At 53.7% G+C, this 25,913-nt stretch carries 25 protein-coding genes; 4 read left to right on the top strand and 21 right to left on the bottom strand.

All coding sequences use genetic code 11. The features are described 5' to 3' along the window. Positions 1-88: 88 nt before the first annotated feature. The 9 genes from AC2FJV_RS12735 to AC2FJV_RS12695 form a co-directional block, all read right to left on the bottom strand. The gene (locus tag AC2FJV_RS12735; protein WP_496713878.1) at positions 89-1,147 is read right to left on the bottom strand and encodes a 2Fe-2S iron-sulfur cluster-binding protein; all 1,059 of its coding nucleotides are present in this window, start codon (positions 1,145-1,147) and stop codon (positions 89-91) included. 7 nt (positions 1,148-1,154) lie between these two features. Next, positions 1,155-1,640 (bottom strand): hypothetical protein, encoded by a 486-nt coding sequence (locus AC2FJV_RS12730; protein WP_496713877.1) that lies wholly within the window; start codon positions 1,638-1,640, stop codon positions 1,155-1,157. Between the two features lie 84 nt (positions 1,641-1,724). Then, the gene (locus AC2FJV_RS12725) at positions 1,725-2,888 is read right to left on the bottom strand and encodes an aromatic ring-hydroxylating oxygenase subunit alpha (RefSeq protein ID WP_496690398.1); all 1,164 of its coding nucleotides are present in this window, start codon (positions 2,886-2,888) and stop codon (positions 1,725-1,727) included. A 9-nt stretch (positions 2,889-2,897) separates the two neighbouring features. Then, positions 2,898-3,161 (bottom strand): hypothetical protein, encoded by a 264-nt coding sequence (locus AC2FJV_RS12720; protein ID WP_142639675.1) that lies wholly within the window; start codon positions 3,159-3,161, stop codon positions 2,898-2,900. Next, positions 3,158-3,748 carry a TetR/AcrR family transcriptional regulator gene (locus AC2FJV_RS12715; protein WP_271952836.1) on the bottom strand — a complete coding sequence of 197 codons (591 nt, stop codon included), beginning with the start codon at positions 3,746-3,748 and terminating at the stop codon, positions 3,158-3,160. The genes AC2FJV_RS12720 and AC2FJV_RS12715 overlap by 4 nt, the downstream gene beginning before the upstream one ends. A gap of 115 nt (positions 3,749-3,863) precedes the next feature. After that, the gene (locus AC2FJV_RS12710; RefSeq protein ID WP_496713876.1) at positions 3,864-4,970 is read right to left on the bottom strand and encodes a lyase family protein; all 1,107 of its coding nucleotides are present in this window, start codon (positions 4,968-4,970) and stop codon (positions 3,864-3,866) included. Then, positions 4,963-6,477 carry a tripartite tricarboxylate transporter permease gene (locus AC2FJV_RS12705; protein WP_496713875.1) on the bottom strand — a complete coding sequence of 505 codons (1,515 nt, stop codon included), beginning with the start codon at positions 6,475-6,477 and terminating at the stop codon, positions 4,963-4,965. The genes AC2FJV_RS12710 and AC2FJV_RS12705 overlap by 8 nt, the downstream gene beginning before the upstream one ends. A 6-nt stretch (positions 6,478-6,483) precedes the next feature. After that, a complete protein-coding gene (locus AC2FJV_RS12700) occupies positions 6,484-6,951 on the bottom strand; it encodes a tripartite tricarboxylate transporter TctB family protein (protein WP_496690402.1) in 468 nt (155 codons plus the stop codon). A gap of 70 nt (positions 6,952-7,021) precedes the next feature. Then, positions 7,022-7,981: a tripartite tricarboxylate transporter substrate binding protein gene (locus AC2FJV_RS12695; RefSeq protein WP_496713874.1), complete on the bottom strand. Its 960-nt coding sequence runs from the start codon at positions 7,979-7,981 to the stop codon at positions 7,022-7,024. Between the two features lie 100 nt (positions 7,982-8,081). On the opposite strand from AC2FJV_RS12695, the gene AC2FJV_RS12690 reads away from it, so the two are divergent. Continuing rightward, positions 8,082-9,002 (top strand): LysR family transcriptional regulator, encoded by a 921-nt coding sequence (locus tag AC2FJV_RS12690; protein ID WP_496690404.1) that lies wholly within the window; start codon positions 8,082-8,084, stop codon positions 9,000-9,002. 597 nt (positions 9,003-9,599) lie between these two features. Here AC2FJV_RS12690 and AC2FJV_RS12685 read toward each other — a convergent pair. The 5 genes from AC2FJV_RS12685 to AC2FJV_RS12665 all read right to left on the bottom strand — a co-directional run bounded on the left by AC2FJV_RS12685 (position 9,600) and on the right by AC2FJV_RS12665 (position 15,399). Next, positions 9,600-10,352: an outer membrane protein gene (locus AC2FJV_RS12685; RefSeq protein ID WP_496690405.1), complete on the bottom strand. Its 753-nt coding sequence runs from the start codon at positions 10,350-10,352 to the stop codon at positions 9,600-9,602. A 70-nt stretch (positions 10,353-10,422) separates the two neighbouring features. Then, on the bottom strand, positions 10,423-11,667 hold the full coding sequence (locus tag AC2FJV_RS12680) for a DUF3179 domain-containing (seleno)protein (protein ID WP_282022306.1): 1,245 nt from the start codon (positions 11,665-11,667) through the stop codon (positions 10,423-10,425). A gap of 44 nt (positions 11,668-11,711) precedes the next feature. Next, positions 11,712-13,379, bottom strand: a complete 1,668-nt coding sequence (locus AC2FJV_RS12675; RefSeq protein ID WP_496713873.1) for a sulfatase-like hydrolase/transferase — start codon at positions 13,377-13,379, stop codon at positions 11,712-11,714. Between the two features lie 102 nt (positions 13,380-13,481). Continuing rightward, a complete protein-coding gene (locus AC2FJV_RS12670; RefSeq protein WP_142639693.1) occupies positions 13,482-15,119 on the bottom strand; it encodes a sulfatase-like hydrolase/transferase in 1,638 nt (545 codons plus the stop codon). A 1-nt stretch (position 15,120) separates the two neighbouring features. Beyond that, positions 15,121-15,399 (bottom strand): hypothetical protein, encoded by a 279-nt coding sequence (locus AC2FJV_RS12665; RefSeq protein WP_282027685.1) that lies wholly within the window; start codon positions 15,397-15,399, stop codon positions 15,121-15,123. Positions 15,400-15,534: 135 nt separating this feature from the next. Between AC2FJV_RS12665 and AC2FJV_RS12660 the strand changes: the two genes are divergently transcribed. After that, a complete protein-coding gene (locus tag AC2FJV_RS12660) occupies positions 15,535-16,839 on the top strand; it encodes a tetratricopeptide repeat protein (protein ID WP_496713872.1) in 1,305 nt (434 codons plus the stop codon). Positions 16,840-17,057: 218 nt separating this feature from the next. Here the strand turns inward: AC2FJV_RS12660 and AC2FJV_RS12655 are convergent, their stop codons facing one another. The 5 genes from AC2FJV_RS12655 to AC2FJV_RS12635 form a co-directional block, all read right to left on the bottom strand. After that, positions 17,058-17,324: a hypothetical protein gene (locus AC2FJV_RS12655; protein WP_142639699.1), complete on the bottom strand. Its 267-nt coding sequence runs from the start codon at positions 17,322-17,324 to the stop codon at positions 17,058-17,060. A 276-nt stretch (positions 17,325-17,600) separates the two neighbouring features. Then, positions 17,601-18,320 carry an alpha/beta fold hydrolase gene (locus tag AC2FJV_RS12650; RefSeq protein ID WP_496713871.1) on the bottom strand — a complete coding sequence of 240 codons (720 nt, stop codon included), beginning with the start codon at positions 18,318-18,320 and terminating at the stop codon, positions 17,601-17,603. Further along, a complete protein-coding gene (locus AC2FJV_RS12645; RefSeq protein WP_496713870.1) occupies positions 18,317-19,858 on the bottom strand; it encodes an ABC transporter permease in 1,542 nt (513 codons plus the stop codon). Before AC2FJV_RS12645 ends, AC2FJV_RS12650 begins: the two co-directional genes overlap by 4 nt. Beyond that, positions 19,855-20,910, bottom strand: coding sequence for a quaternary amine ABC transporter ATP-binding protein (locus AC2FJV_RS12640; RefSeq protein ID WP_496713869.1), 1,056 nt, complete (start codon positions 20,908-20,910; stop codon positions 19,855-19,857). The genes AC2FJV_RS12645 and AC2FJV_RS12640 overlap by 4 nt, the downstream gene beginning before the upstream one ends. 67 nt (positions 20,911-20,977) lie before the next feature. Continuing rightward, complete coding sequence (locus tag AC2FJV_RS12635) at positions 20,978-21,943, bottom strand: ABC transporter substrate-binding protein (protein WP_496713868.1); 966 nt, start codon at positions 21,941-21,943, stop codon at positions 20,978-20,980. Positions 21,944-22,197: 254 nt separating this feature from the next. On the opposite strand from AC2FJV_RS12635, the gene AC2FJV_RS12630 reads away from it, so the two are divergent. Further along, the gene (locus AC2FJV_RS12630; protein WP_281973759.1) at positions 22,198-23,097 is read left to right on the top strand and encodes a LysR family transcriptional regulator; all 900 of its coding nucleotides are present in this window, start codon (positions 22,198-22,200) and stop codon (positions 23,095-23,097) included. A gap of 62 nt (positions 23,098-23,159) precedes the next feature. Here the strand turns inward: AC2FJV_RS12630 and cuyB are convergent, their stop codons facing one another. Together cuyB and cuyA are read right to left on the bottom strand one after the other, a co-directional pair. Continuing rightward, positions 23,160-23,861, bottom strand: a complete 702-nt coding sequence (gene cuyB / locus AC2FJV_RS12625) for a cysteate racemase (protein WP_496694416.1) — start codon at positions 23,859-23,861, stop codon at positions 23,160-23,162. A gap of 3 nt (positions 23,862-23,864) precedes the next feature. After that, complete coding sequence (cuyA, locus tag AC2FJV_RS12620; RefSeq protein ID WP_496713867.1) at positions 23,865-24,878, bottom strand: D-cysteate sulfo-lyase; 1,014 nt, start codon at positions 24,876-24,878, stop codon at positions 23,865-23,867. A gap of 122 nt (positions 24,879-25,000) precedes the next feature. On the opposite strand from cuyA, the gene AC2FJV_RS12615 reads away from it, so the two are divergent. Continuing rightward, positions 25,001-25,888, top strand: a complete 888-nt coding sequence (locus AC2FJV_RS12615) for a LysR family transcriptional regulator (protein ID WP_496713866.1) — start codon at positions 25,001-25,003, stop codon at positions 25,886-25,888. Positions 25,889-25,913 lie beyond the last annotated feature (25 nt).

Genomic DNA, 25,913 nt, shown 5'->3' with positions numbered 1-25,913 from the left:
ACAGGTGCCCGAAGGTCTTCCTCTCAGCAATCGCCATCGCAGCTCTCGTCATCTATTGGCTATGAGTCCTGACCCTAGAACTGCGCCTCTAATTGTCGAAGCTAATGCTCAGTTTATCTGAGGTAGCGATACTCTGGCAGGTTAATATATCTCCTCGGGTGACATCGCTGTCTTCAAGGGCCATTCGAGCATGCATATGGACCTGACCTTTTGTTAGACGCGCTTTGCAGGCGCCGCATACTCCGGACTGGCAACTGAAAGGTGGTGTTAAGCCCGCCGACAATATTGCATTCAGTAGCGTTTGATCTGCGGCAACAGGAACCTCGTGTGTCGCCCCGCCCAGTTCAACTTGTGCATTGGCGGCGATACCCGTCACACTGGAGGCTGTGACTGTAGCCCCGCCGAAGCTTTCCATATGAATTCGGCTCGCAGGTACGTCCAGTGCCATCAGCGCGTTGCTTACGTCCGTATTCATAGCTCCGGGTCCGCAAATCCAGTATTGGACATCTTGCGCCACAGGCGGGGTTTCCGTCATGGCGACCTCAATGGCATCTGCATCCACGCGACCTTTTCGCCACGAGCTGGACCAACTCCACAGCGAGGGTGCAGACAGGACATGGCGCAATGTGAACCGGACGACATGATCAGTTTTCAATATGTCTAATTCTTCGCCAAAGATGATGCTTTCGCCATCGGCGTTGCCATAAATCAGATGAGCCACTGAATGAGGTTCTTTTTCGAGGACAGAGTTGATCATTGCAAAAAGCGGCGTGATGCCACTGCCTGCGCCAAAGAAATAGTGGGTGCGGCGCTTCAACGGGTCCGGCGTCAGGGAAAATTGACCGAATGGCGGCATGACATCGACCGTATCGCCGGGCTTTAGATGGTCTCCGATATGATTGGACACCAGCCCACCGGCCACCCGTTTTATCGTGATGCGCAAAAGGGCACCCGGCGGGTTGGAAATGGTGTAGCTGCGGCGTTGCTCTTTCTCGTTGAGGTGGAATCGAAGAGTGACATGCTGACCGGCTTGCCAGCAAAAGGTTTCTGCCAGACTGGTCGGTAGATCAAAGGTCACGCTTGTGGCTTTGCCGTTGATCTCAGGCCGGATTTCAGAAATTTTCAGGGAAAAGAAATCTGGGTTCATGGTTTCCTCAACGATAATCAAACGTGGTGTCGAGTGCTCGGATTGCCAGCCGACCAGCTTGGGAGACGATGAAAAACCTATCCGTCTGGTTCATCGTTCCAGTTGTGTCGTCCCAGATGTAATCAATACTGGTCTTGGCGATGACACGCGTGCCGCCCTCGGTGGATTCCGAGGAAAACGTGGGCGCACCGCGCCTTGTTTCCCTGTATCCCTGCATCGCGTCGGCCAATGTGGTATCCTGATGCCAATCAGGAAGTGTTTCCCAATCGGCCACCGGATAGGAAAACGTCTCATCTGGCTGTCCAAGCCCGAATTTGATTGTGAAAGTATGTACTGCCTTCGGGTGCCAGTCTTTCCACGTTGCGGCGATCGCTGCCTCATCTGTAGCATTGAGATAGCGCGCCGCCAGGTCCTTGGGTTCGTCTGACGGGTTGGCCAAGACCAGTCCGGTTGCCAGGATCGTACCGATAAAGGTTGCAAGAATGCGTTTCATTTACTTTCCAAATTTGGCGGAGTGGATGGAAGTGTACGACCGGGCAATTGAAGGAGTGATCCGATATTGACCCAAGGCATCTGGCTAAGTTTCGGCTTCTTGTGTCGCAAGGAAGTCCAGGATTGCTTGTTGGTGTCTGACAACCGGGCTTTCTCCGTTGGCGGCAGGACCGACTTCAAAAAACGGGCTGGTCAAAGACTTTTGCTGTTGCTCACAGGCGTAAATATCTTCGGCTGTGAAATCACCTGACGCCATAGGATCATCTTCGCCGATTGCGTCGCTGTCAGGATATTTTGGGCCGCCGAAATCCTTCCAGAAACTCCAACTGCTCCATTCCTGTTTCTGAAATTCCCACCCTGAGGCATTCGCCAGTTTGGTGCGGTTTTCCACGCGCGTCAGATCAGGACCCAAGGGCGTGATAATGAAAATGTTCCAGCTATCCTCGCCCGCGCCAAGCCCGATACCGGGAAACAGCATTGGCACCCAGGCCCCAATATGGGGTTCTGGTATTGCCCGTGGTGTAGGCAGGTTTTTCTCCAAATCCTTGGCATAATCTGGCGCTGGCGGTTCCCAGAAGTGATAGTGTGGACCTTTCCAGCCGTATTCCGCCCGCGCATGATCATACATGTGCAGCGTATTCGAATGAAGATGGCTCAGGTGATAGACGTCGATATAGTTTTCAACCACGATCTTCCAGTTGGCCTTGATCTCATAGCTTTGCCGCGCATCGGAATATTCCATCAGGTCTTCCGGCGTGTGTGGCCCCAACAGCGGATCAACCGCACCAAACCATTCAGCAAGGCTTGGCGGATTCGGATCAGGATGCACAAAGAGCATACCGCGCCAGATATCCACACTGGCGGGTTTGAGGCTGAGGCAGGATTTGTCGACACCATTGGGGTATTCCTTTGCCTCATCCGGAACAGAAATCAAGTTGCCCTCCAGGTCGTATGTCCAGTCATGATAGGGGCACGTCAGCGCCTTTTGTGTTTTCCCAACGGCCCGGATCAATTGCGTGCCACGGTGACGGCAGATGTTATGAAACGCCCGCAAACGGTGATCGCGCCCCATCACGATAAAGATGTTGTTAAGCCCCGCCTGAACCGACACAAAATGACCGGGCCCTGGCACGTCTTCGGCCAACCCGGCATAGCGCCAAGTGCGCGAGAAGATCTGCCTTTGCTCGCGGTCGAACCAGTCTTGCGACGTATAGGCGTCAACGGGAAGGCGGTGGTACATTTGGGTCATGGCAACCTCTTAAACAAGCCAGATGGCGTAGGTCGGAAATAGGCTGGCCGCGATCATCATCAGGCCGAACACAGCCCAAAGGATCGCAACTGCCCAGAAAAGGATCGGATCGTGTTCGCGCGAGATATCAAAGACAAGTGCGGTCTGACCCGTCATAATCGATGGCACCAACCACCACAGAAACAGCAGGCCCCAAACCCAGTAGAGCCCCAGCACAGCCGCAACCAAAAGAACTGGTAATGCCATATGATTGACAAGGCGTCGGGTGCTCATACGTTCGGCTCCAAACTGGCGGCAAGGATCGTTGCAGCCTGTTTCAGCTCTTCGCGCCAGACCTCGGGCGGATTTAGCGGGGTCAGCGAATCCAGGTTCACATATGTTGCGGAAATCCCCTGCGAAACGGCACGGATCTGGGCAGGAGGGGCGTTCGGAAAGGCGCGTTTCAACACGACTTCAATCACCTCAAAGAACTGCTCCAAGCTGTCGACAAGGGGTTGTCGCATTGACGGATGATTGGCGACGGATGTGACAAGCGACTGGTAGGCCAGCATTACGCGCGGATCATTAGGGACAGATTTATCAAACAGCAGATCGATAAGATCAGCTGTTGTGCCCGTTGGTTCCAACGCGTCCCGAAGGGCGGTTGTCGCCTGCGCAAACCTGTCTACGACATGGCTTATAAGGGCCCCGGTCATCTCGTCCTTGTTGCCCAAATAATGACGCAGGATGGGTCGTTTGACACCAGCCTCAGTCGCGACGCGCTCTTGGGTGGCCCCCTCCAATCCGAAACGGGACACACATGTGAGATATGCATCAAGAATCTGTTCTGATCGCTGGTCTTTAAGACTGGGACGGGGCATCGCTTCTCTCGTTTATTGTCACATCTGACAAATAACTATTCAAAGTATATTGTCAATAATGACAATTAATAAATCTCTGCAAGAGCCGGTGCGCCCAAAGCCCCGAGAGGTCATTTCAATGTATTAAGGTTTCAGTGTTTGTTGCCGCCACAGGTAGCTTTCGCCGCATTGAATCCGTGTCGACCTCAAGTTTGCCAAAAAGTTTGTCGACCCAATGGACGGCCCCGGATGTCAAAAGAAAAACCTCCGGCACCACAATCCACTCGCCAATCCACACACCGCCGGAACGCTCATGCTGGTGTAAAGTCAATTCGCCAATCTGCTCGGCGCGTTGACGTCCCAGTCTTCCGACAGCCTCGCCAAACTCTGATGCCCGTTGGTTCTGCTTATGCGCCATCGCAGATGAGGCGCCCCGACCCGTTTCGTGAGTTTCCGCGATTTCGGCAATGTCGGTTGAGGACAACAAATTCACGTTATGTGAGATTTTGCAGATGGTTGCACACAGCGCACCAAGCGCTGTCACGATGTCCGCTATTCCATCCCTTGCATTTTGCCAGTGTGGGTCTACGACCCTCAGCCCCAACGCCTGTGCAACAGCCCGTTTGATCTGTAACCCATCATCATTATCATAGGCTCTCAGATCCCCAACTGGTCCTCCGATTTGAACATTCAACCCTCGCAGCGCGGCGTCATCAATTGCGTTCTGTCGACGCACTAGCTCAGATTTCCAGACCTGCAGTTTGGTGGCGAAGCACATCGGAACGGCGTGCTGGCCGTTGGTGCGCCCCATCATCATCGTGCCCCCATGATGAACGATCTGCTGATCCAGCAATGTAAGGAGCCGCTGCAAGTCCAGACCGACCTCTGTGAGTCCAGCCTTCATTTGCATTGCAAGAGCTGTGTCCATGATGTCTTGCGTCGTTGCACGGAAATGAAAGTACTTCGCATGATCGCCAAGCGCTTCGCGCATCTGCTGAATAAGCCCAACAATAGGTCGACCCACAATCAACAAGTCCGCCTGCATTTGGTCCTTGTCGAGAATCTGAGGCGACAAAGCCTCAATCGCACGGGCTGCATCATTAGGAATAAGCCCCGCCTCGGCCTGACATCGAGCCAGGGTTTGCTCAACCTTCAACCAGGCTGAGATCGTGCTGTGTTCTGACCAAATGACGCGCATGTCGAGGGTCGAGAAACAGTCGCGGTAAAGGCCAAAATCAAGCATCACCCAGCCCTCCCTGCGTCAGCTTTCGGTCTTTCAGGATACCCCGGATGCGGAATGCTATCGCGCCTGCACCGATGATTATGAAAGCCAGCGCGATTGGGCGCTCGACAAAAATCAGTGCGCCCCCATCCGACATCAAAAGCGATTGGCGAAAGGTCTCTTCGGCGCCTTTTGCCAGTACAAATGAGATGACAAAGGCGGCGATGTTAAAGTCGTGCTTTCGCATCAGCCAACCAACAAACCCTGCCACGGTCATCACGGTCACGTCGAACATCGACCCGCGTGCCGAATAGGCGGCGACAAAGGCGGTCATGAAGATCATCGGATAGAGGACGTTGGTCGGGATATTCAGGATCAACCGGGCCACTTGCGTCGCCCCGAAATAGCCGATCACGCCATACGCAATGATCCCCAGCATACCGCACGCGAACAGCTTATAGACCAATTCCTTGTCGGTCAGGAAAAGTGTTGGTCCAACCTGAATGCCATGGATCAGGAAGACACCCAGAAGAATGGCGCCAATGGTCGACCCCGGTATTCCCAACGTCAACAGGGGAGCCATAGATGGGCCGGAAACCGCATTGTTTGCTGCTTCGGGTGCTGCGACACCTTCCAATGCGCCCTTGCCCCATTGCTCGGGGTTCTTCGCCCGGCGCTTCCCTTCACCGTAGGATATGAAAGCGGCAATCGCTGAGCCCAGCCCCGGCAGGACGCCGATACCTGCCCCGATAAAGCCACCACGCAAGGCGTGCGGCAGGCAGGGTTTGTATTCCTCCCAGGTCAGATCATTGCCGTCTTGCGTGCTGTCGTTCTCTTTAGTCTCACCATGGGTTTTCCGACGTTCTTCCAATTGGGCAAATACTTCGCCTAGAACAAAGACACCGATCATCAGGGGAACCAGTCCAATGCCATTGGACAAGTCGAAGGAGCCAAAGGTGTAGCGTTCCTCGCTCGAAATCGGATCAAGCCCAACCATGGCGACCAGAATTCCCATAAGGGCCGACGCCAGTCCTTTGACTACGGATTTGCCGATTACCGATCCAATCACAACAAAAGCGGCAAAATAGATTGCAAAGGTTTCCGGCGGTCCCAGTTTCAATGCGATGGACGCGATGAACCCTACACCGATGACCAACATGATATCCCCCATCAGATCGCCAATGACTGAAGAGATGGTGGCGACCTTCATCGCCTTTCCTGCCTTTCCCGCGCGCGCCAGCGGATAGCCGTCGATCTGGGTGGCAGCACTGGCAGCTGTGCCCGGCGTATTGAACAGAATGGCCGCGATTGATCCACCATAGCGTCCGGATTTGCCAATCACGTAAAGAAACGCCAAGGCGAAAAGGGGCGACATATAGAAAGTGATCGGCAACAGCATTGCGATGGCGGCTGATGCGGTCAGTCCGGGGGTCGCACCCACGATCATGCCAACAAACGCCGCCAATACGATGGCGAAAAGCAGCATCGGATCTGTAATCACCGAAAGAAGAGCGGGAAAGATTTCCATATTTTGTTACCCCTGAATCCAGTTCAGCAGATCAAAGACCTCGCCATAGGGTGGGAATACGCCGAGCAGCACAAAGAAAATGATGTGAAAGACCAGCGGGCACAGAATGACTGATAGCGCCAATCCGGTCCGACTACGGACGTCAAAAATGTAGAGAACCAGCGGAGCAACAATCGCAGTCGGAACAAGGTATCCGAACCATCGGAAAGATTGCTGATAGATCAGCGCAATGATGAAAAGGCCGATGATCTCAAGCGTGGCCCCATTGTCGGGTTCGCCTTGTGCTTCACCTGCGTTCTGACGTGTGGCCCCGATGATCAGGAATCCGGACAGAGCAAGCAGCGCAACAGCTGCAGCAATAGGCACAATGCCAGCCCATGTATCACCGGGCGAGGCCGCTGGCACTTGCCAGGCACTCCAGATGGCAACACATGAAATGGCTGCCAGAACAAGCCCTTCGGCATAAGCACGCATAATTCCCTCCGTCACACATTGGTCGTTGAGAGAGATCGGGTGGCGATATCGCCACCTGATCCTGTCAGTCTTAGTTCGTCAGGCTATCCACCAAAGGCGCGGCGTCTTCTTTCATCGCCGAAAGTGTTGCCTTGGCATCTGCGCCGTTTTGATAGACCGGGCCGGTTCCGCGTGAGGCCAGAAGTTCGGCAAACTCAGGTTTCGCTGCGATCTGTTCCAGTGCGTCTTCCATGGCCGCAACCACCTCGGGCGGCGTGTCTTTTGGTGCGAATACAATCACCGGGGACGATACGGCAGCGAAGGGTATCCCTAGTTCACCAAATGATGGCACGTCCGACATAATCCCGTCGCGGTCCTGACTGTTGACCGCCAGCGCGCGCAGTTGATCCTCAAAACCAGCCAATTGCTGCACGCCAAGGAAACCGAAATCAGCTTGTTCGCCAATTAGTGCTGCACGGGTCGGACCACCACCTTTGAATGGTACATCCTGTGCCTCGATGCCGTTGTTGGCCAGAAAGCCCAGGCCGCCAACATGGTGAAACCCGCCGCGTCCCGAATGCGCCCAACGAAGCGATCCTGGATCAGCCTTTGCCGCGTCGATCACGTCTTGCACGCTTTGGAATGGGCTGTCCTTTGGCACCATCAGCGATGTCTGCAACTTACCGACCTGAGCGACAAAATTGAAACTTTCCAATGCGTCAATGTCGGTGTCCCGCGTCATGGTCGACAAAAGGAACGACCCACCCGACGTCATCATCATCGTGTATCCATCCGGACGCGCACCGACGACCGAGTTGGCGCCGTTCAGACCGCCCGAACCGGGCTTGTTCACGACTACAACTGGTACGCCCAATATGCCCTCGGCTGCCGCCGAGATGGCACGTGCATAAGCATCTGTACCACCACCGGCCTTGTACGGCACGATGAGGTTGATGGGGCGCTTGGGCCAGTCGGCAGCAAAGCTGGCTGTGGCTGTTGTCGCTACGGCAACGGCGGCAATGGCCGCGTTAAGTAGTGTTCTGCGTTTCATCGGGTCCTCCCATAAGCTCGACCCTAAACTATCTAAGTTTGGGTGTTGATAAAAATGCAAAGATAACATCTACTCTTGCAAAAACCGAAAGACTGGGTGAATGAACATCAAAGCTTTGCGCGCATTCAGTATCACGTTGTCCGAAGGCTCTCTGATTGCCGCCTCGGAAATATTGCACCTGAGCCAACCCGCTGTCAGCCGATTGATATCGGGATTGGAAGCAGAACTAAGGCTTACATTATTTGATCGAAGCGGCCGCAACCTTACCCCTACGCCAGAAGGGTTCGCATTCTACCGCGAGGCAGGTCGAATTCTGGAAAATCTGGATGAAGTGCCCAGGATCGCGGCGGAAATTCGTGCTGGGCGAACGGAATCACTGCGCATCGTCACGATGCCCAGAATAGCGCAAACCTTATCGGCCCGCTCAGTAGCGAGGTTTTTCAAAGAACATCCTGACATCAACATCAGCCTGGATGTCCGGGCACGGCGCGAAGCCGGAAAGTGGTTAGCAGGGCGCGAATACGACATCGGTATTGGAGCATTGCCCGTTGAACATCCGGGAATTCGCACACAACCGTTATTGAGAGTTCGGGCACAGGCGATCCTGCCTGCAGATCACAAACTTGCCAAACGACAGGAACTCTCAGCGACTGAGCTTGTGAATGAACCTATCATCCGTTTGATGCAGGGGTTGTTACTGCGAGATCAACTGGATGACATCTTTCATTCTGCTGGCGTTTCTCCTGGCCAGTCTTGCGAAGTTGCGTCTTCCCAACTGGCGTGTTCACTTGTTGCAGAAGGGGCAGGTATAACTATCGCAGATGAATTGGTCTCAGCTCAGTTTGGTCTCGAAAACTTGATCCTGGTGCCGGTTGTTCCCGAAAAATGGATGACATTCGGGTTGTTATACCCCGTCTCGCAGGACAGAACTGAAGCTCTTTGCCGCTTTGAAACAGTTTTGCGCGATGTGGTTAGGGAACTGGCGGGTCAAAGCCCAACGTTGGAAGTGGCCATGGATTAGGACCATTCGATGATCAGATGCTCGGGGTTCAATCGCCGTTGAATGCGTCAGGCTCTACGCTGACGCAGTTGCAGAAATGATCCACATCGCAGTGTCGAGAAGGGCGACCAAGGTTTGTTCGTTTGATTGACAATGGGAGCTTAGTGAACTTATCCCCCATTTGTGGCGCGCGCAGCATTGGTAGGTGTGGGCTCTTTCAAGACCTTGGGTGCAGCGCAGCATTTCGGTTCAAGAACCACTCGCCATCAATTTGAACGGCCCATAGCCGACATCCATCAGCCCTTTGAAATACTGCGTTAGCAGCCCGCATTTCAGACATTCGCTGCGATTGCGAAAGCTAGTCTAGGTGAATTCTCACTCCGCGGTCGACAGTGGAATCGCTACCTCAGACTTGTCTCATTCATTGCTAGATTTCTATGGCTACAACAAACTCCAGCCAGCTATCGATGCCGGGGGTCAAGATCTGGGGCCAGGCACGAAAACAAATCTGAGGGCACATGCGAATTTGATTCTCTAAACCTTTTTACAATTGAATCGCGCCAATCAAACGACGTTCGTAACATCACAACCTTGTCTCGGGTTCGCCAACAAAGAATTTTAGAACCGATAAGTCGCGCCTAGCACAGGCCCCGACTGATCAAATGTAAAATCGTTGCCGTTGATTTCATGATCGAATGAGATATAGCGATAGCCACCGCGGATCAGCCACCTGTCGTTGATTGCGTAATCTGCCGTCAGCAGAATCTGCCAGGTTTCACTGTCGCTGCGGAAGCCTCCGTAGTCGACAAAACCGGAGCCCGACCACTTATCCGAGAACTGTACCCGTGCTCTGGCGCCGATGACAGGGTCGGTCCAGCTATCATCTGCCGTTGTTGTGCGCCCCGGTGCCGCGCCGGGTAGAAGGGTAAATTCCGTTTCAGTGCTGAACCACCGGAAACCCCCGGCGACGTCAACGGTGATAGTTGGCGCTTCATACACTCTGTAGCCAACATAGCCACTTAGGTATTGTGTGGTAAATGATGTCTCCAGACCCGAGCCGACAGGTCCAGGAGCGCTGTTACTGAAAGATAAGTCTGTGTAGTTGTAATCTGCAAGTATCAGCCAACGTCCGTTGGTGGCCGAGAACGCACTCATAAAGGCAAAATCGAGGTTTTCCAACGCATCCGAAAAGCTGAGAGTACCGTCCAGAGTGCCCAAAGGTGTGTCCAATGTAGTCTCTGTTTCCGGCATGAACAGGTAGATTGTGGCCTCATATGACCAATCGGATTGTTGAGCCGAAGCCACTGTGGCCAAAGATGCAAAAAAAGCTACTCCGCAAGCGCAGCTTTTCACCCAAATTGACGAAGTCATTCTGTCCCTCCCGTCAAACAATCAAGTTTGAATAAATGGTCTTTGGTTTGTGGTTGTTTAGCCATGGGCCTCATTCTACAGCTCCTTCGGTTGCCATGGAACCGCTGCCGACACGATTAATATCAGTGTTCGGGAAGAACTCGGACCAGACATGCCAGAATGCGCCTGCGCGCAGGGTTTCGACACGTTTTAGCTGACCCTGATCTGAATGGCCCCAAAAATCGCAATGGCTCACAGGTTGACCAAAGTCGTTGTACCAAACGCCTAGGCTTTCATACTTTGGATCCAAGCTGACCACGACATCTCGTCCGCCGACATTGGAATTCACGATCCACTCGTTCTCGACGATGAAATCATCAGTCCAGCAAACCGCATCCTTACCGATCGTAATTCCCCAAACGTAGGTTTTATTTGGTAACCGATCGTCCGAACGATCCATGTTGTCCATCACGGGCGCGTCTTCCTGATGCTGGCGTCCGATGCCCCAGCCAAACGTGATCTCGGTCATCATATCCAGCAGGCGCAAAAATGGGTTCGGGGATGGCTTGTTCAGAAATACCTCACCGTCAGGATAGGCCTTCTGAAACCCGCGGAACGTCATTCGAAAGGTTGGCCAGGGCTCCATTTGCGCTTCGGGTCGAAGGGGGCAGGCAGGACCGTCGGAGTTAGGGTCGCGGTCCGCCTCGCGGAAACCATAGATGTGCTGGATCGGCTCGCCCATGTCGTTATCGCGCAGGATTAGGTTATTGCCATGCTGGGCCAAAACCTCGAGATTCAACCGTCGTCCTTCTATTCGCGGAATGTAACCCTGACCCAGATTGGCCATAGCGCAATAGGTCATGACCACGTCTTCGCCACCCAAGCCATCTACATTCCCGGCCAGATGAGGGCGCATAATCTGCGCATCCGGGTGCGCGCGGGCTTGGCCGTTGTTTTCGATGACTACGACGGGCGCAGTTGGTCCGACATATTTGCGGGCTTCTTCAATTGGAAAGTACTGTGCGTCATTGAGCTGGTTCCTTAGACCCAAATGCACCCAAACGTAGGGAAACCCATAAAGAAGAAGAGTAAGCACAGCCGCTATGAGCCAAAGCCAGAAAGGGCCAGCGCCCAAAAGGAAATGCGCAAGTGTTGCCGCTGCAAATCCGCCAAGTCCGATACCGATCAGGCGATATTCATTGCGGATAAAGCGCACCATATTCTCGCGCTTTACCTTCAGCAGCATTTGAGAGACGTCGCCAAGGTCTCTGAAATAGACAAAGCCGATCCCAAGGGATGTGATCAAACCCAGTGCAAAGAAAAGTAGTCCAATCATGTGATGATCCTAAAGGCTTTGGTGCGTCGCTGCCGTTATCGGTGTTATTGCTGCGGGGCTTGGCGTTTGATCAGGAACGCCTCAACCGCTTGTCGCGATTCTGGGCGCGTGTTTTCAATCCCTTCATAGGGCACGCCATAGGCCGGCGGACTATCTGGATATTTCTCTTTACGGGCCATGTGTCGGCCCAGAATTCGCACAAACTCCTGTCCACCCCAGGCGCCAACCTCGGTTGAGACTGAAAATTCTTCGCGAGTGTCGCGATATAGGTCAAAGAATTCGGCGGCGATGGGGTTTTTGCCAGGTGGCGGCAAGATGAGTTTGAGTTGATCTTTGACGACGGCTTCGGGTTTTTTGTCTGAATATATGATCACGTGGTCGCGGCGCGATTTTGCTTCGTCGTCGAAAAGCAATGCAGCAGATTGATCCACGCCGTCAATTAAGCGATCGCGTGGGACAAACTGATCGGCACCGGCGAAGCGAGCCATTGTTGTATAGAGATCGGAGATGTGGATGATGCTGTTGAGAAGGCCATCTGCTGTGATCATGCCGGGCCACCGGATAAATGCATCAACCCGCACACCGCCCTCGGTGGTGTCGGCTTTACCGCCACGAAAGATCATCGGAGTGAACCCTGATTGCGGTGAGTATTTGGTGAAATGGCCGTTGTCGCCCATTACGATAACGATTGTATTCTCAGCCAAGCCGAGCTCGTCAATTCTGGTGAAGAGATCACCAAGCCATTGATCCAGCAACTGCATCTTGTCGACATAAAGTCCGCCGTTAGCGCTTTTAGGACCCGTTCTGCCGGTTCGTGTGTTGTCTAGCGGAATCATGGGCCAGTATTGCAGGAAGAACGGTTCTTCCCCGCCAGCCAAACGCTCCAACTCCTCCATGGTCTTGTCCTGGAAGGCTTGGTTCATCTCGTCATACTTTGCGGCGTTCCAGCGCTCGCCAGGTTCCATTCGGATTTCGCGGATCGGGCCGCCAGCTTCGCCTTCAATAACGGTCATCATGGCCGAGGCATCAGGACGGAACCACTGGTCGATGGTGTACTTATCATCGTAGTCCCGAATAGCCACCGAAACCTGTTCCTTGATCGCGTCATCATGGAAGATCGTTAGTTGCCCCTGTTGGTGGATTGCATGCTGGGCATAATCGAACCCCTGATTCATCGCCCAGCTTTCTGAAATATCCCCCATGTGCCATTTGCCAACGTGGCTGGTAGAGTATCCAGCCTGTTTTAGTACTTCCGCCAGTGTAACCTCTTCCCCTGGAAGGCCTTCCCCGGCGATATCAACCTGTGTGTTGCCCATTCCCATACGGACAGGCAGCCGCCCGGTCATTTGGGCAACGCGGGTCGGGGTGCAGGACGGTTCGGTATACATCCGAACCATACGCATCGCTTCATCAGAGAAATCATTGATATTGGGCGTCTCATAACCCCGGACGGCATTCAACTCGGGTATTCCCATATCTCCGAAGCCAAGATCATCGATCAAGACACTGACTATGTTTGGGGGTTGCCCCTTGTTCCTATCTCGAAAAGCCGCCAGAGCCTCATCAACAGCGATGTCATCTTGCACCCATTTATCCGCGTGTTGTGCCTGCAAAACATAAAACTCAGCATCGTGTTGGATTGGGTCTTCCTGCGCTTGCAAAGGTGGTGCCGTAACGCCTGCACAAAAAACCAGAAGCCATTGTAGTTTCATTCCGTCTCTCCCAGGTTTGAAGCCGAGCTTCGGTGTTTGATCTTAGATGCGTTAACCACTTGTAACATCGTTATATTCAAATATTTACTTAAATTTGCGACGTCACTGCCAGCTCATGAAAACATCACGGGTCAGTTCAGTTTCCGGACGCAGGTTTTCGATGCCCTCATAGGGGGTGCCTTTGCCGATCTCTGAATGTGGATATTTGGCGATCATCTTCTGGTGGCGCTTTATCATATCCTGAAAAGATGCACCGGCCCAAAGCGAGTAGCCAACCAACGGGTGTTCCTCACGAGGGTCCCGATAGATGTTATAGGTTGGAGCAGCCGCCCCGGGTTGACCAGGGGCAGGAAGGTGCATCTTGAATTCTTGTTTAACGACCGAGCGCAAGACAGGACCTTCGTAGACATAGACATAGTCGCGCCGACCGTTCCCCTCGCCGTTCAACAGTAACGCCGTCTGGTCAATGCCGTCTATCACTCGGTCCCTTGGGATAAAGGCGGTGGCTCCGGCAATTCGCGCCATTGTGGTGAAGATATCTGAAACATGAACGATGTCGCCAGCTGCAGTGTTGGGTTCGATCACACCGGGCCAGCGAATGAACGCATCGGTTCTTACTCCGCCTTCAAGATGCTGAGTTTTGCCTCCGCGATAGATTAGTTGGTTCAGGCCGGATGAGCCTTCATAATGATACATCAGACCATTATCTGCCATCAGAACAACAATTGTGTTGTCCGCCGTGCCGGTTTCTTCAAGCTTGGCCAAGAGATCTCCAATCCATCCATCAAGCAGTTGCAGCTTGTCAGCATGAAACCCGCCATTTCGTGAAATTGCCTGATCCGGGTAGACGAAGTTCAACGGGTACAGCGGCCAGTATTGCAAGAAGAACGGCGCATCCTCGGAGGCTACACGTTCGAGTTGCTCCAGCGCCTGCCGTTGATATCGTTCGTTCATCTCTTCATATTTGGCCTGCGTCCAAACCTCACCGGCTGACATGTCTACTTCCAGGGCGGGCCCACCGGCTTCGGCCTCGACACCGGTGACAAGACCATATGGCTTGAAGCGCTCATCCAGCAGGAACTGATTGTTCTGCCCCTCGGGCACGTAACCGAGCATGGCGTTGGACCTCATTGCCTCGGGGATCATGAGGCTCAGCTGCACTTGCTGGTGTAGTGGAAATGCGGCCCAATCGAATCCTTGATTGTGTGGGTACGATTGCTCAATGTCACCTTGGTGCCATTTGCCGATATGCGCCGTATTGTAGCCGACTTGTTTCAGTATCTCCGGCAGTGTCACTTCGCTGGTCGGAAGACCTTCTCCGACCAAAGCCACTTTGACCTCTTCGACACCGGCGCGTATCGGGTGGCGCCCTGTCAGCATGGCGGTACGTGTGGGAGTACAAGAGGGTTCGGTATACATGCGCATCAGCGACATGCCTTCGGTAGCCAACTGATTGATGCTGGGTGTCTCGATCCCCATGACGTAATTCATCTTGCGGTCACCCATCTGACCAAAGCTTACATCATCGATCAAGATGTAGAGGAAATTAGGAGGTTTGCCGCCATTGGCCGCACGAATTTCGGTCAGCTTTGCGTCGACTTCAACGTCTTGCGCATCCCATGCCTCACCAAACTGCGCGCGAAGGAATTCGAACTCGCCGTCATGAACAATCGGGGTTTCCTGAGCAAGCGCGGAGCCGGCACCAATCAACAACGCAGGCAAAATGTATCTAAGTCTCATGTCAAACCTCCAAATCTTTGTTCCGTACCGATTCCGAATCAAGGCCATGCGCCTGCAGCCGTCCGTCAATACTGCTGCGCAGGTCCGAAAGGCTTTCTGCCAGATCGGCGAGATAGCGCATCTGAAGAACAGACTGCGACCTTGGCGGCACCGCCAGTTCGGCGAAGACCTCTTTGTAGTCGCGGCAAATTCGATCAAACTCTTGGTCTTTTGCCCGCAGGTCCCGCAGCAGGCGACCCGCTTCGGGAAATTGGGATTCAAAGAACTCATCATCCGTCATTGGCAGCGCCCTTCAGGCATTCGTTTGCCAAGCATGCACCCAACAGAAAATGTATTGAACGTATAAAGCCGCATGCTACCGTAGCACCATGGCGACAAACCCTTATTGCGAAAGGATAGTTCTTTGACCGTCAGCATGGACGATCAGGAACAGAATGACATTCAACAGTTCTCGGCCGAGCAGGTGCGCGATGCGTTGGATAGGGTTCAGAAGTCAGATGAATTCAAAGGGTCCGCCCGCATGCGGTCTTTTCTGTCTTATGTTGTGATGGAATCGCTCGAGGGTCGTTCCGAACAGATACGCGCCAAAACCATTGCGATGGATGTTTATGGATACGACGCGGATGAGCTATTGAAACGCGAAGGCGTCGTACGCGTGGATGCGGGACGTGTTCGGCGAAAACTCCAAGCTTATTATGAAAGTAAGGGGATTGCTGACGAATTGGTAATCTCATTGCCTGTCGGGAGTTACGCACCCGAGTTTTTGCCAGGCTCCAATCGACGCAGCCAACCATTACGCGGAAGGCGGCAGGCTTACGCAGCCGTTATCTCGCTTTCACTTCTAGTAGCCGGTATTCTAGTCGGTGTTCTGATCGGCCGCGGTTCGCAATCTGTTGCTCCAATAACTGGCAAAGCTGCGATCTACGACGTGTCGCCAGCCCGCGTCGAAGCAATGAACCTAAGCAACGCAGGCCGGGATCTGATTTTTCCGGTTACAGATTTGGCAGGCCTTCAACCAGCGTTGTTGATATTTCAAACAGCAACTGAACGAGATCCGTTTTATTACGGGGGGTATGCTGGCGCTTCTCAGGTCGAAACCATGTTCGCCATCATGAAATCTGGCGATCCCGGTTCTGATGAGTTTTTGCACGCGGCCGACAAGAATAGTGCTTATGCTTTGGAATTGGCTCCGGATGCAGCATGGCCGCTTTCAGCGCGAGCCTGGTTTGAATTTGGGGTGGGCAATTACGATAGCGCAGTTCGATTATCCCAACGGGCCGTAGGTTTGGCACCCGATGATTCACATGTTGCTGAATTCGATGCCTTGATTTCCCTTTATACATCTGATTTTGAACGAGTTTTGTCTCAATCAGCGCGATATAGAGTCCTGGCCTCACAAGGAGGGGGACTTGTATTTGACAATGCATTGGGTGCGGCTCAGTTCCATACGGGAGACTATGCTGCCGCAATCAGGACGTTTGATGAAACAATATCGCGTGGTGGGCCGTTCGGACCAATTTCCGCAGCTTACCTTATGGCAGCCCACTGGAGGAACGGAGAACAAGCAGAGGCACAGCGGCTTGCAAAAGTATTTTCGGACACTTGGCCAAGCTTCCCTCTCGAAGCACTGAAGGCTCGAGTGTTTGTAGACCCGCAGCCAGTTCAAGAGCTGATCAGTGCAATGAAGGCTGCGGGTTGGTCAGGAACCGTCAGGCCCTGATTCTACGCAGTAGGATGTGTCACAATCAATTTGCTTAGATTGGAATGACATAAAGACCAGCGTAAAAATGCCAGCGCCATGCCGCGAAGTAGAGTTTGTTTGCGCCGCCCTCGGACAGCGCAGGTGTATCGGTAATAGTCATTTAGTGGCCTCCAAGCACAATCGCGCCGCATCCAGCGGGATACGGGCATCTTTGATTTCAATAGAAGGTAATGAAATCAGGCGTGAGGCAGGTCGCGGGTCAAACGCGCGGGATCGAGATCATTGCGCTCGGCAACGCGCTTGGCGATAAATTCGAAAGTTTGCGTTGCTGTGGTCTGTACGAAGCGTGGACAACTGTCTTGAATCAGAACGGACGTGTTGCTGATGCGGCAAGCTTCGCAATCAACGGTCACTGGTGCGCTGTCGCCATCTATATTTCCGCAGATGCCGCTCAACTGCCCGCCTGCCGCAATATAGGCGGTGAGTTCCGGGGTCGTAGACATGGGAGCTGTCCGATGCGCAAAGCTCAGCATTCGTGACTTTGGGCTCAGAGCCGACCTCAGATGCGGCGCGGCATCTGCCAGTTTCGCAGAACTAGCATCGTGGCAGAACGGCCCATAAGAGACATTCTACAACCGAGCGGATTACTGAAATACAGCGTTGCAAACCGGCGTTTGCTGCCAGTGCATACCCATTCGCAGCAATATCTACACTATCCGGGAAAGACCGGAATTGGTCACGACAGCGGTCGTTCTAACATTTTGGCTGCAGACAAGCTGTCAGGCGGTACAAAAATCTCGCAGTATCGAATTAAAGAGCCCCGGCTTCTCTAAATGCGCCGCGTGAGCACATCCAGGTATCACGGCGAGGTTGGCGTCGGGAATTGATTGCCACAATTGTTCGGTTTGGCTCCATGGATAGGTCCGATCCCGGTCACCCCAAATCACCAACGTACGGGTCATGATATCCGCCAAATGTTTGGCGCCGCTCCAACTTTCCATTGCGTCGAGCCCAATTAGCATGGTTTGCAGGCTGCATTGTTCTGCAATCATAGCACAGTCCTCATAGGCCGCAGCTTTTCCCCGATCAAGAAACCAGGTTGCCGCAATACGTCTGGCCGTGGCTCTTGGTCCTTCTGTATTGGCCCGGCGCTTTGAAGTGTCGATCGTCTCAAACCGGCCGGGTAAAATGCCAATCGTTCCGGTGCCGTAAAGCACCAACCGGTCGATACGTTCGGGTGCGCGGGTAACCATTTCTTGGACGATCATCCCGCCCATTGAATGGCCGATCAGGATAAATCGCTCAATTCCCCGCCCGGTTAATTCGCACAGCGCCCACTCGGCAAATCCAGCAATACTGGTAGGGGCCTCGAGATGCGCATTCTCACCAAATCCCGGTAAGTCCAAGGCTACGACGTTGAAACCGGCCAGGGCTTCGACTTGCCCTAACCATTGTCGACTGCCGCCCAAAAATCCATGGACGAATACGACAGGTGTCATTTGCGCCCACCCTGTACAATGCGATCAAGGATCATGGCGCAGAAAAGGATCGCAAACCCGGCGAGGATGCCTTGGCCCACATTGGCATATTGCAATGCTTCCAGCACGTCCTCACCCAGCCCCTTGGCGCCAATCAGCGAGGCCACGACGACCATCGCCAGCGACAACATAATCGTCTGGTTGATCCCCGCGCGGATCGATGGGCTTGCTAATGGAAGATCTACCTTAGTGAGCAAGTACCACTTATTGGCACCGAAACTAATAGCTGCTTCGCGCACGCTTTCTTGTACACCACGCAGACCAAGAACGGTCAATCGTACCACCGGTGTGCCGCCAAAAATCATCGTGACCACAACCGCCGCTGGCTTTCCAACGCCGAAGAACGCAATCACAGGCACCATGAACACGAAGGCTGGCATGGTTTGCATGAAATCCATGATCGGCTGGATAAACGCATAGAACCGTGGGCGACGGGCAGCAAACATGCCGAGCGGAATTCCTATAACAATCGACAGACACGCCGCTGTCCCCAACAAGGCCAGCGTCGTCATGGCACCTTCCCAGAAACCCAGCAGGCCCATATAGGCCAGAAATGCGCCCGAATAGATCGCCGTGCTGATGCCCGCTGTCAGCCAGGTCAGCAGAATAATCAAGCTCGCAATCACGATCCATGGCGTCTGAACCAGTATGACCTCTAGCGCATCCAACAGAGTGCGGATGCCGAATGTCAGCCCATCAAAGAAGGTCTCGCTGTTGCGTACGCACCAGGCGATGAAATCTTCTACCCAAGTGATACTGGTCAGGCGGATGTTTGGGTCTGTCGGAAAATGGCTAAGCAGTGAAAAGCGCCCTGGGAAGCTGTAATGCAACATTGCCGCGGCGACGATTAACGCCATGAAGATTGCGCTGAACACGATCTGCGACACCGGCATGGCCGAACGGATCGAACGATCCGATAGCCACTCCGAGAAACGCGCCTCAAGCGCCCAGTTCGCCACCTGCGACTGTATGAATTTGATGATGATCAGTATGATCAGGCCGGTTAGAATGATGTAAGGACCTTCAGCTGCCATCGCCTCGGCCTCGGCACGGATACCCCCTATGTTTTCTTCAAGCGAGTCCACCGTTCGCTGATAGACATCGATCTTGTCCGAATTGTTTTCGATAGCCGCCGCCAATTGCTGACGGCGCAGTTCAAGCGTCCCTTCAATCGATGCAATACGCTCCATTGCCTCGGCTGCCAGATCGCCGAACAACCCTCGCGCAATCTGCACAAAGGCTATAGTTTCGAGGATCAGAAATGGTAACGCCCATGACCACAGACCTCGCGCACCGAACCAGACCGGACCAAACAATCCGGCCATCAGATTGAAAGTTGGTGTAAAGCGGGACGATGCACCAATCTTGTCGAAATTACGGATATAGTAGTCAGGGCTGGTGCGCACAAATGTGCGAATGCTTTCACGCCGCTCTTCGGCATAGGCAAGGGCCGCTTCGCTTTCGGTATCTTCCAGCGGGTTCACATCAGAAATGCTCATGACACTTCGGTCCCTTCGATCACGGTGCGCAACAGATCGGCACGGGTTATGACGCCAACATCCACGCCGCCGTCCTCCACAAGGATTGCGCTACTGTTGTCGATCGCCAGATTGATCAGCGTGCTCAGATTTTCGTCTTCATTCACGCGCGGGGCATCCGACGGTAGCGGTCCATGGGCCGCAATATGTTCTGGAATTGGCCGCATGACCGCATGGGCGCGCACCACTTTGAGGCGTGAAATACCTGCAACGAAATCAGCCACATAGTCATCAGCGGGGTTCATGACGATGTCTTCGGCTGTCCCGATCTGCACCACCTTGCCGTCCCGCATGATGGCGATCCGATTGCCGATGCGGACGGCTTCATCAAGGTCATGGGTAATGAAGATTGTAGTCTTCTTGAGAATCTTGCTCAGCCGGATGAATTCATCCTGCAATTGTCGCCGGATCAGCGGATCAAGGGCCGAAAACGGTTCATCCATCAAAAGCACGTCGGGGTTGGCGGCCAAAGCGCGGGCCAGACCCACACGTTGTTGCATGCCACCGGACAGCTCGTGTGCGAACTTTGACCCCCAGGCGCCCAGTTCGACAATATCGAGAATAGCAGCAGCCTGACGCATGCGTTCATTCTTGCTGACCTGTCGGATTTCCAGTGGCATTGCCACGTTATCCAACACCGACCGATGCGGCATCAGCGCAAAGTTCTGAAACACCATACCGATTTTGTTGTTGCGAAACTGCTGAAGCTCTTTTGGCCCCAAGGCCATGACATCAGTGCCTTCGATTTCGATCTTACCAGCTGTCGGCTCCAGCAGTCGGTTGAAATGGCGAACCAGGGTGGATTTACCGCTGCCTGACAGACCCATGATGCAAAAAATCTCACCCCGGTTTACCGACAGGCTGACATCAGCGACGCCGACAACACAGTTGTATTCGGCCAGCACTTGGGACTTTTCCAACCCACGGTCGCGGATCGCCCGCAGCGCCACTTCGGGCCTGCCTCCGAAAATTTTCCAGACATTCGAAATTTCGATAACGGTGTCGTCGCTCATAGGTCCTCCAGAGATCTGCTTTTGGGTGGCGCCAACAGATGCCGCCACCCTGTTTCTGGAAGTGGGATCAGAGACCCAGCCAAGCGTCGACGCGATCCGGGTTCGCATCGACCCATTCGCGGGCAACCTCTGCCGGATCGCGACCTTTGCCGCTGATCTCATAGGCGAAACCGCTGACATCATCTGCAGTCAATGCGAAATTCGCGAAGAAATCAGCAATCGCAGGTGAGCGGTCTGGCAACGTATTGGACCATGCGATCTGGACGTTCTTCAGGGCGTCTTTGGTGGCAACACTGGATTTGCTATACCAATCCGGATCGTCCGATGGCTGCACCATCACGTATTTTGCCGGGTCGAAAGTCGGCTCGCTCAGCATTTGAACGTCGAACATGTACCAGACCGCGTGTGGCTTATAGCAATAGAAGGCATAGCCCTCGCCTTTGGCGATGCTGTCTTTGATACGCGCGGTCTTCACGCTTTCTTCTGCACGCACGGGCTCGATGAAATCAAGCAGACCGTAGTCGCGCGTTTTAACCTCATTCACATTGGCCGACGCCCAGCCCGGGGCGCCAATCCACATCTCACCCTTGCCATTGCCGTCGCTATCCATCAGGGCAGCGACGTCAGGGCGGCCCAGATCAGCTATGTCGGTGATATTGTTGGCCTCACCAAAGTCCTTGCTAACGCAAAAGCCCTGATTGCCTTCATAGGGGTTCGACGACAGGGTTACTGTGCCCGCTTCGTCTACATATTTCTTGGTAAAGCTTTCCTGGTTGGGTAGCCAGACATCAGGATGCACGTCTATGTCGCCTTTGCCCTGATCCATGGCCTGAAAGATGGTGGCATTGTTTCCGGGCACATATTCAACCGTCCCTCCGATGCGTGTTTCGACAACTGCACCCAGAAGATGAGCAATTGCCTGCGCGCCGGTCCATGACGGCACACCGATTTTAACCTCTTCAGCAGCGAAAGCGGGTATCGCATAGATACCAACCGCCGCTGCCATGCCAAATGCCTTCAGCTTCCTTCTCATAATATTCTCCTCTGTTGATTTGCGCCGTATTTTGGCGTCGTATTTTTTAGTCAGTTTCTTTCCCATCGCTCGGCGGTGTCGTACAAAGTCGTCTCGGGCTGCGACTTCGGACGGAAGGGGAAAAGGGGGACAAACCGCCAGGCCCTAGCCTGAAGTCTAGAGCATGAGGTTTTCTGAGGGCCAATTCGAACATTTCATCAAACTATTCCCGCAATGCATAGTTTTGAGTATGCTCGACCAATGCTTCCTTGGAAATGCAGGTACACACATTGGATTTGAACTGGCTGCGCGACTTTGAATGCCTCGCCCGGACACTGAACTTCACCCGAGCCTCCGATGAACGCAACATCACACAATCCGCATTCAGTCGTAGAATCAAAGCGTTGGAGAGCTGGGTCGGGCTGCCTCTGGTCAATCGCGCCACCTATCCTGTTCAATTGACAGAAGCAGGTCAACAATTCTTGCCGGTCGCTTTAGCGGCGATCTCACAACTGTCAGAGTCCCGTCAATCGCTGCGGGATGCCGATCGTGGGGATAGCCGTTTCATCCGGTTTTCGGTCCTCCACACGATCGCGGTTAATTTTTTGGCAAGTCGCATCGAAGAGTTGCAGATGCAAATTCCCGATCTGCGCACTCGAGTATTGTCCGATTCCCTAAGCACCTGCTGTGACCTGTTGGTCGAGGGCGCAGTGGACATTCTCTTGTGTTACAATCACCACTCGGTTTCACCGATGATTGATGAAACCGCATTTGAGCGAAAAGACCTGTTAAAGGATCGTCTGGTGCCAGTGGCTACAGCTGATTCAGCGCGTGCCATGGGTTGGAGCCTCGCAGAGCAGGATGGCCCACCCATCCCCTATCTGGCATATGATCGTTCTTCGTTTTTAGGCATGGTTGTAGAAAATACCATAGACCGCAAACCCCTGAACGCCGAGACGATTTATGTTGATAGTCTGGTTGAGACAATCAAGAGACGCCTGATTACCGGAAGCGGCTTTGCCTGGATGCCCGAAACTGCGATTTCGCCAGAGCTGGACGCGGGATTGCTGGTGCCAATCGGCGATGACGCGTGGTGTGCCACCTTGACGATTTCCGCATTTGCCAATCCGGCGACCTTTGATCAGACAGCGCAACAGCTTTGGGACCAATTATGAACAAAGGTATCTGTTGACTTACAGATTGCCTCCGAACGCTGTGGCGCACTTAATTCAATCGCCTAAACTTGCCCTGCGTGGGAAAATTCGACAATCGCCTGGACAAGCAGGTCAATCGTATCAATGGCATTGACCTCGGCCGCAACACTATCAGCGATGAGCGAGAATTCTGAGCAAGCCACAAGCTGCAGGTCGGCCCCTGCGGCAACAAGTTCTTTCGAGGCAACTCTTAGTGTTTCGCGCCCTTCATTGCACGGACCGTCAGTCTTAATTTTTCGGATCGCTGCAAGCATTTTTTCATCGTCTGCCGGCCAAACAACCGAAAGCCCGAGCGTTTGCAGCGTTGTCTCGAATAGATAAGTACGTTGTACGGCTGGCGAGGCAAGCATTCCGATACATCCCCCTGACCCAAGCGTCCGAGCTGCATATTCAGCTGCCAGTTCGATCAAGTTCAGCAAGGGGATGTCCACGGAATCCGTAATCGCCTTGGCATAGTGATGGGCGGTGTTGCACGGCATCGCCAGCGCTAAGGCTCCAGCATCTTCAAGCCGACGCGCCATAGCTGCAAGCGTCGGCCCCGGATCCTCTCCGACGCCCTCGAGCAGATGACGAACCCGCGACGGCACCTGCGGGTTCATGTCGATCAACAAAGGTATGTGGTCTTGGTCATCAGTTGCGGGTACGGCCGCCACCAGCTTGCGCTGGAGGAGGATCGTCGCTTCGGGGCCCATACCGCCAAGAATTCCAACCGGGCGCAGTGTCATGGTTCAGACAGTCACCCAGCGGTTTTGATGATCAAAGGCAAAATCATACCCCCCAAGGGCTGCGGCACCCCCTGTGTGCAGGAACACAATCCGTTCGCCGTTGAACTCACCCTTCCGTGCAAGATCAATCAGACCGGCTGCACCCTTGGCGGAATAGCACGGATCGAGAAGGATGCCTTCGAGCTCTGCAAACATCTGGATCGCCTCTATGCCGCTTGTCGTTGGCAGGCCATAACCCTCGCCGACATAGTCAGTATTGGCCTTCACGTCTTCGCGCTTGACCACACCTGCGCAGCCCAGTTTTTCAGCAGTTTTGCAGGCGAGGTCAAAAACCATCTGTTCTTGCTTGGGCTGAGGCGCCCTTGTGCCGATGCCCAGCACGGGCACCTGCGCATTCATGGCACACATGCCCGTCACCAATCCGGCCTGCGTTCCTGAAGAACCGGTTGCATGCACCAATCTGTCAATTTGCAAACCGCTGTTATTTGCTTGTGCCAACAGTTCAAAGGCCGCGTTAACATAGCCGAGCGCGCCGGTCGGGTTCGATCCGCCGCCAGGAATGACATAGACATTGTGCCCTTCAGCGCGCTTCTTTTCCGCTGCCTTTTCCATCTCACCCGGCATGTCGTGGCCGCCGGGAAACTTCTCGGTAGTTGCGCCATGCAAATGGTCTAGCAGGACGTTGCCGTTCGTATTGTAGTTTCCATTTTGGTAACCGGTGCGATCCTCCAAAAGGATGTGACAATCAAGCCCCAGCTTGGCGGCAAATGCAGCCGTCTGCCGACCGTGGTTGGTTTGCGTGGCCCCTTGGGTCATCACCATGTCGGCGCCCTGCGCCTCGGCCTCAGCCATTAGGAATTCAAGCTTGCGCGTCTTGTTGCCACCGGTCGACATACCGGTGCAATCATCGCGTTTGATCCATATTTCGACCCCCAGCTCTTTTGACAATCGAGTCATGTGTTCAAGCGGTGTTGGAAGATGGGCAAGATGCAGGCGGGGAAAACGGGCAAGGTGCATGTCATGGTTCCTAATATTTGCTTTTGTCAAGTTACTACGCGCTGAGGCGCATTCATAATTCGAACTTCGGTACATAAATTGCAGGAATTGCATGTTGTCACGAACTGCACTATCGATCCGCCATGCGTCTTGAGTGGATCGATGATATATTAGCCGTGCTTGATAGCGGCTCTCTCGCCCGCGCCGCTGAAAAGCGATTGCTGACGCAATCTGCGTTTACTCGGCGGGTGCGGCTTATCGAAGACAACATCGGCGCAACGCTGTTTGATCGCCGCCGCAAGCCAGTCTCTTTGATGCCAGGCGTGCGAGAACTGGAATTTGAATTACGTGAACTCAGCACCCGGCTGCAGAGGCTTCGACACACCTTAAAGACAGCGAGTGATCAGCTAGGCAAATCGCTGTCTTTTGTTTGCCAACACGCGCTCACCACGACAATTTCACCCGAAATTGTTCGTGTTTTAACTGAAGCTGGCGAAATCTCGGTTCGTGTGCGTTCAGGAAATCAAGACGAGTGCCTGATGCATCTGATTTCAAAAGAAGTTGATTTTGCCATCATGTACGCGGTGCCTGATGACAGTATTCAAGAACCCGCTAACGCGTTTGAAACCAAAACACTCGGGATGGATACTTTGATTCCAGTCTGTGCGCCTACTGTGCGCACGCAAGTGACGGAAGACGTAATTCCTACAATCAGCTACCCGCCCGAAGTCTTTCTCGGGCAGGTCTATTCCAGAATGATTGCGCCGCGATTACCTGAAGGTAAAACCGCAGTACCCAGAGCTGAAACCGCGCTTACATTGGCCATTCTAGAATACGCCCTGAATGAAATCGGAATTGCCTGGCTGCCCCACTCGCTGGTCGCGACCCACCTTTCTGACGGCAGGCTTATGTGCATCGAAGATGTGCTGCCCACTCAAATTCTGGCAATCAGGATGGTCCGCTTGGCAGAATCTCAGCCAGATCATGCAGAACAAATATGGAAACAACTTGAAGACATTTTAAGTTTCTAGTTTTCCCGCTGCACTCTCTATCCCA

It is taken from the genome of Ruegeria sp. CDSA241, assembly GCF_059611265.1.
This window is presented reverse-complemented; position numbering and strand designations above follow the sequence as displayed.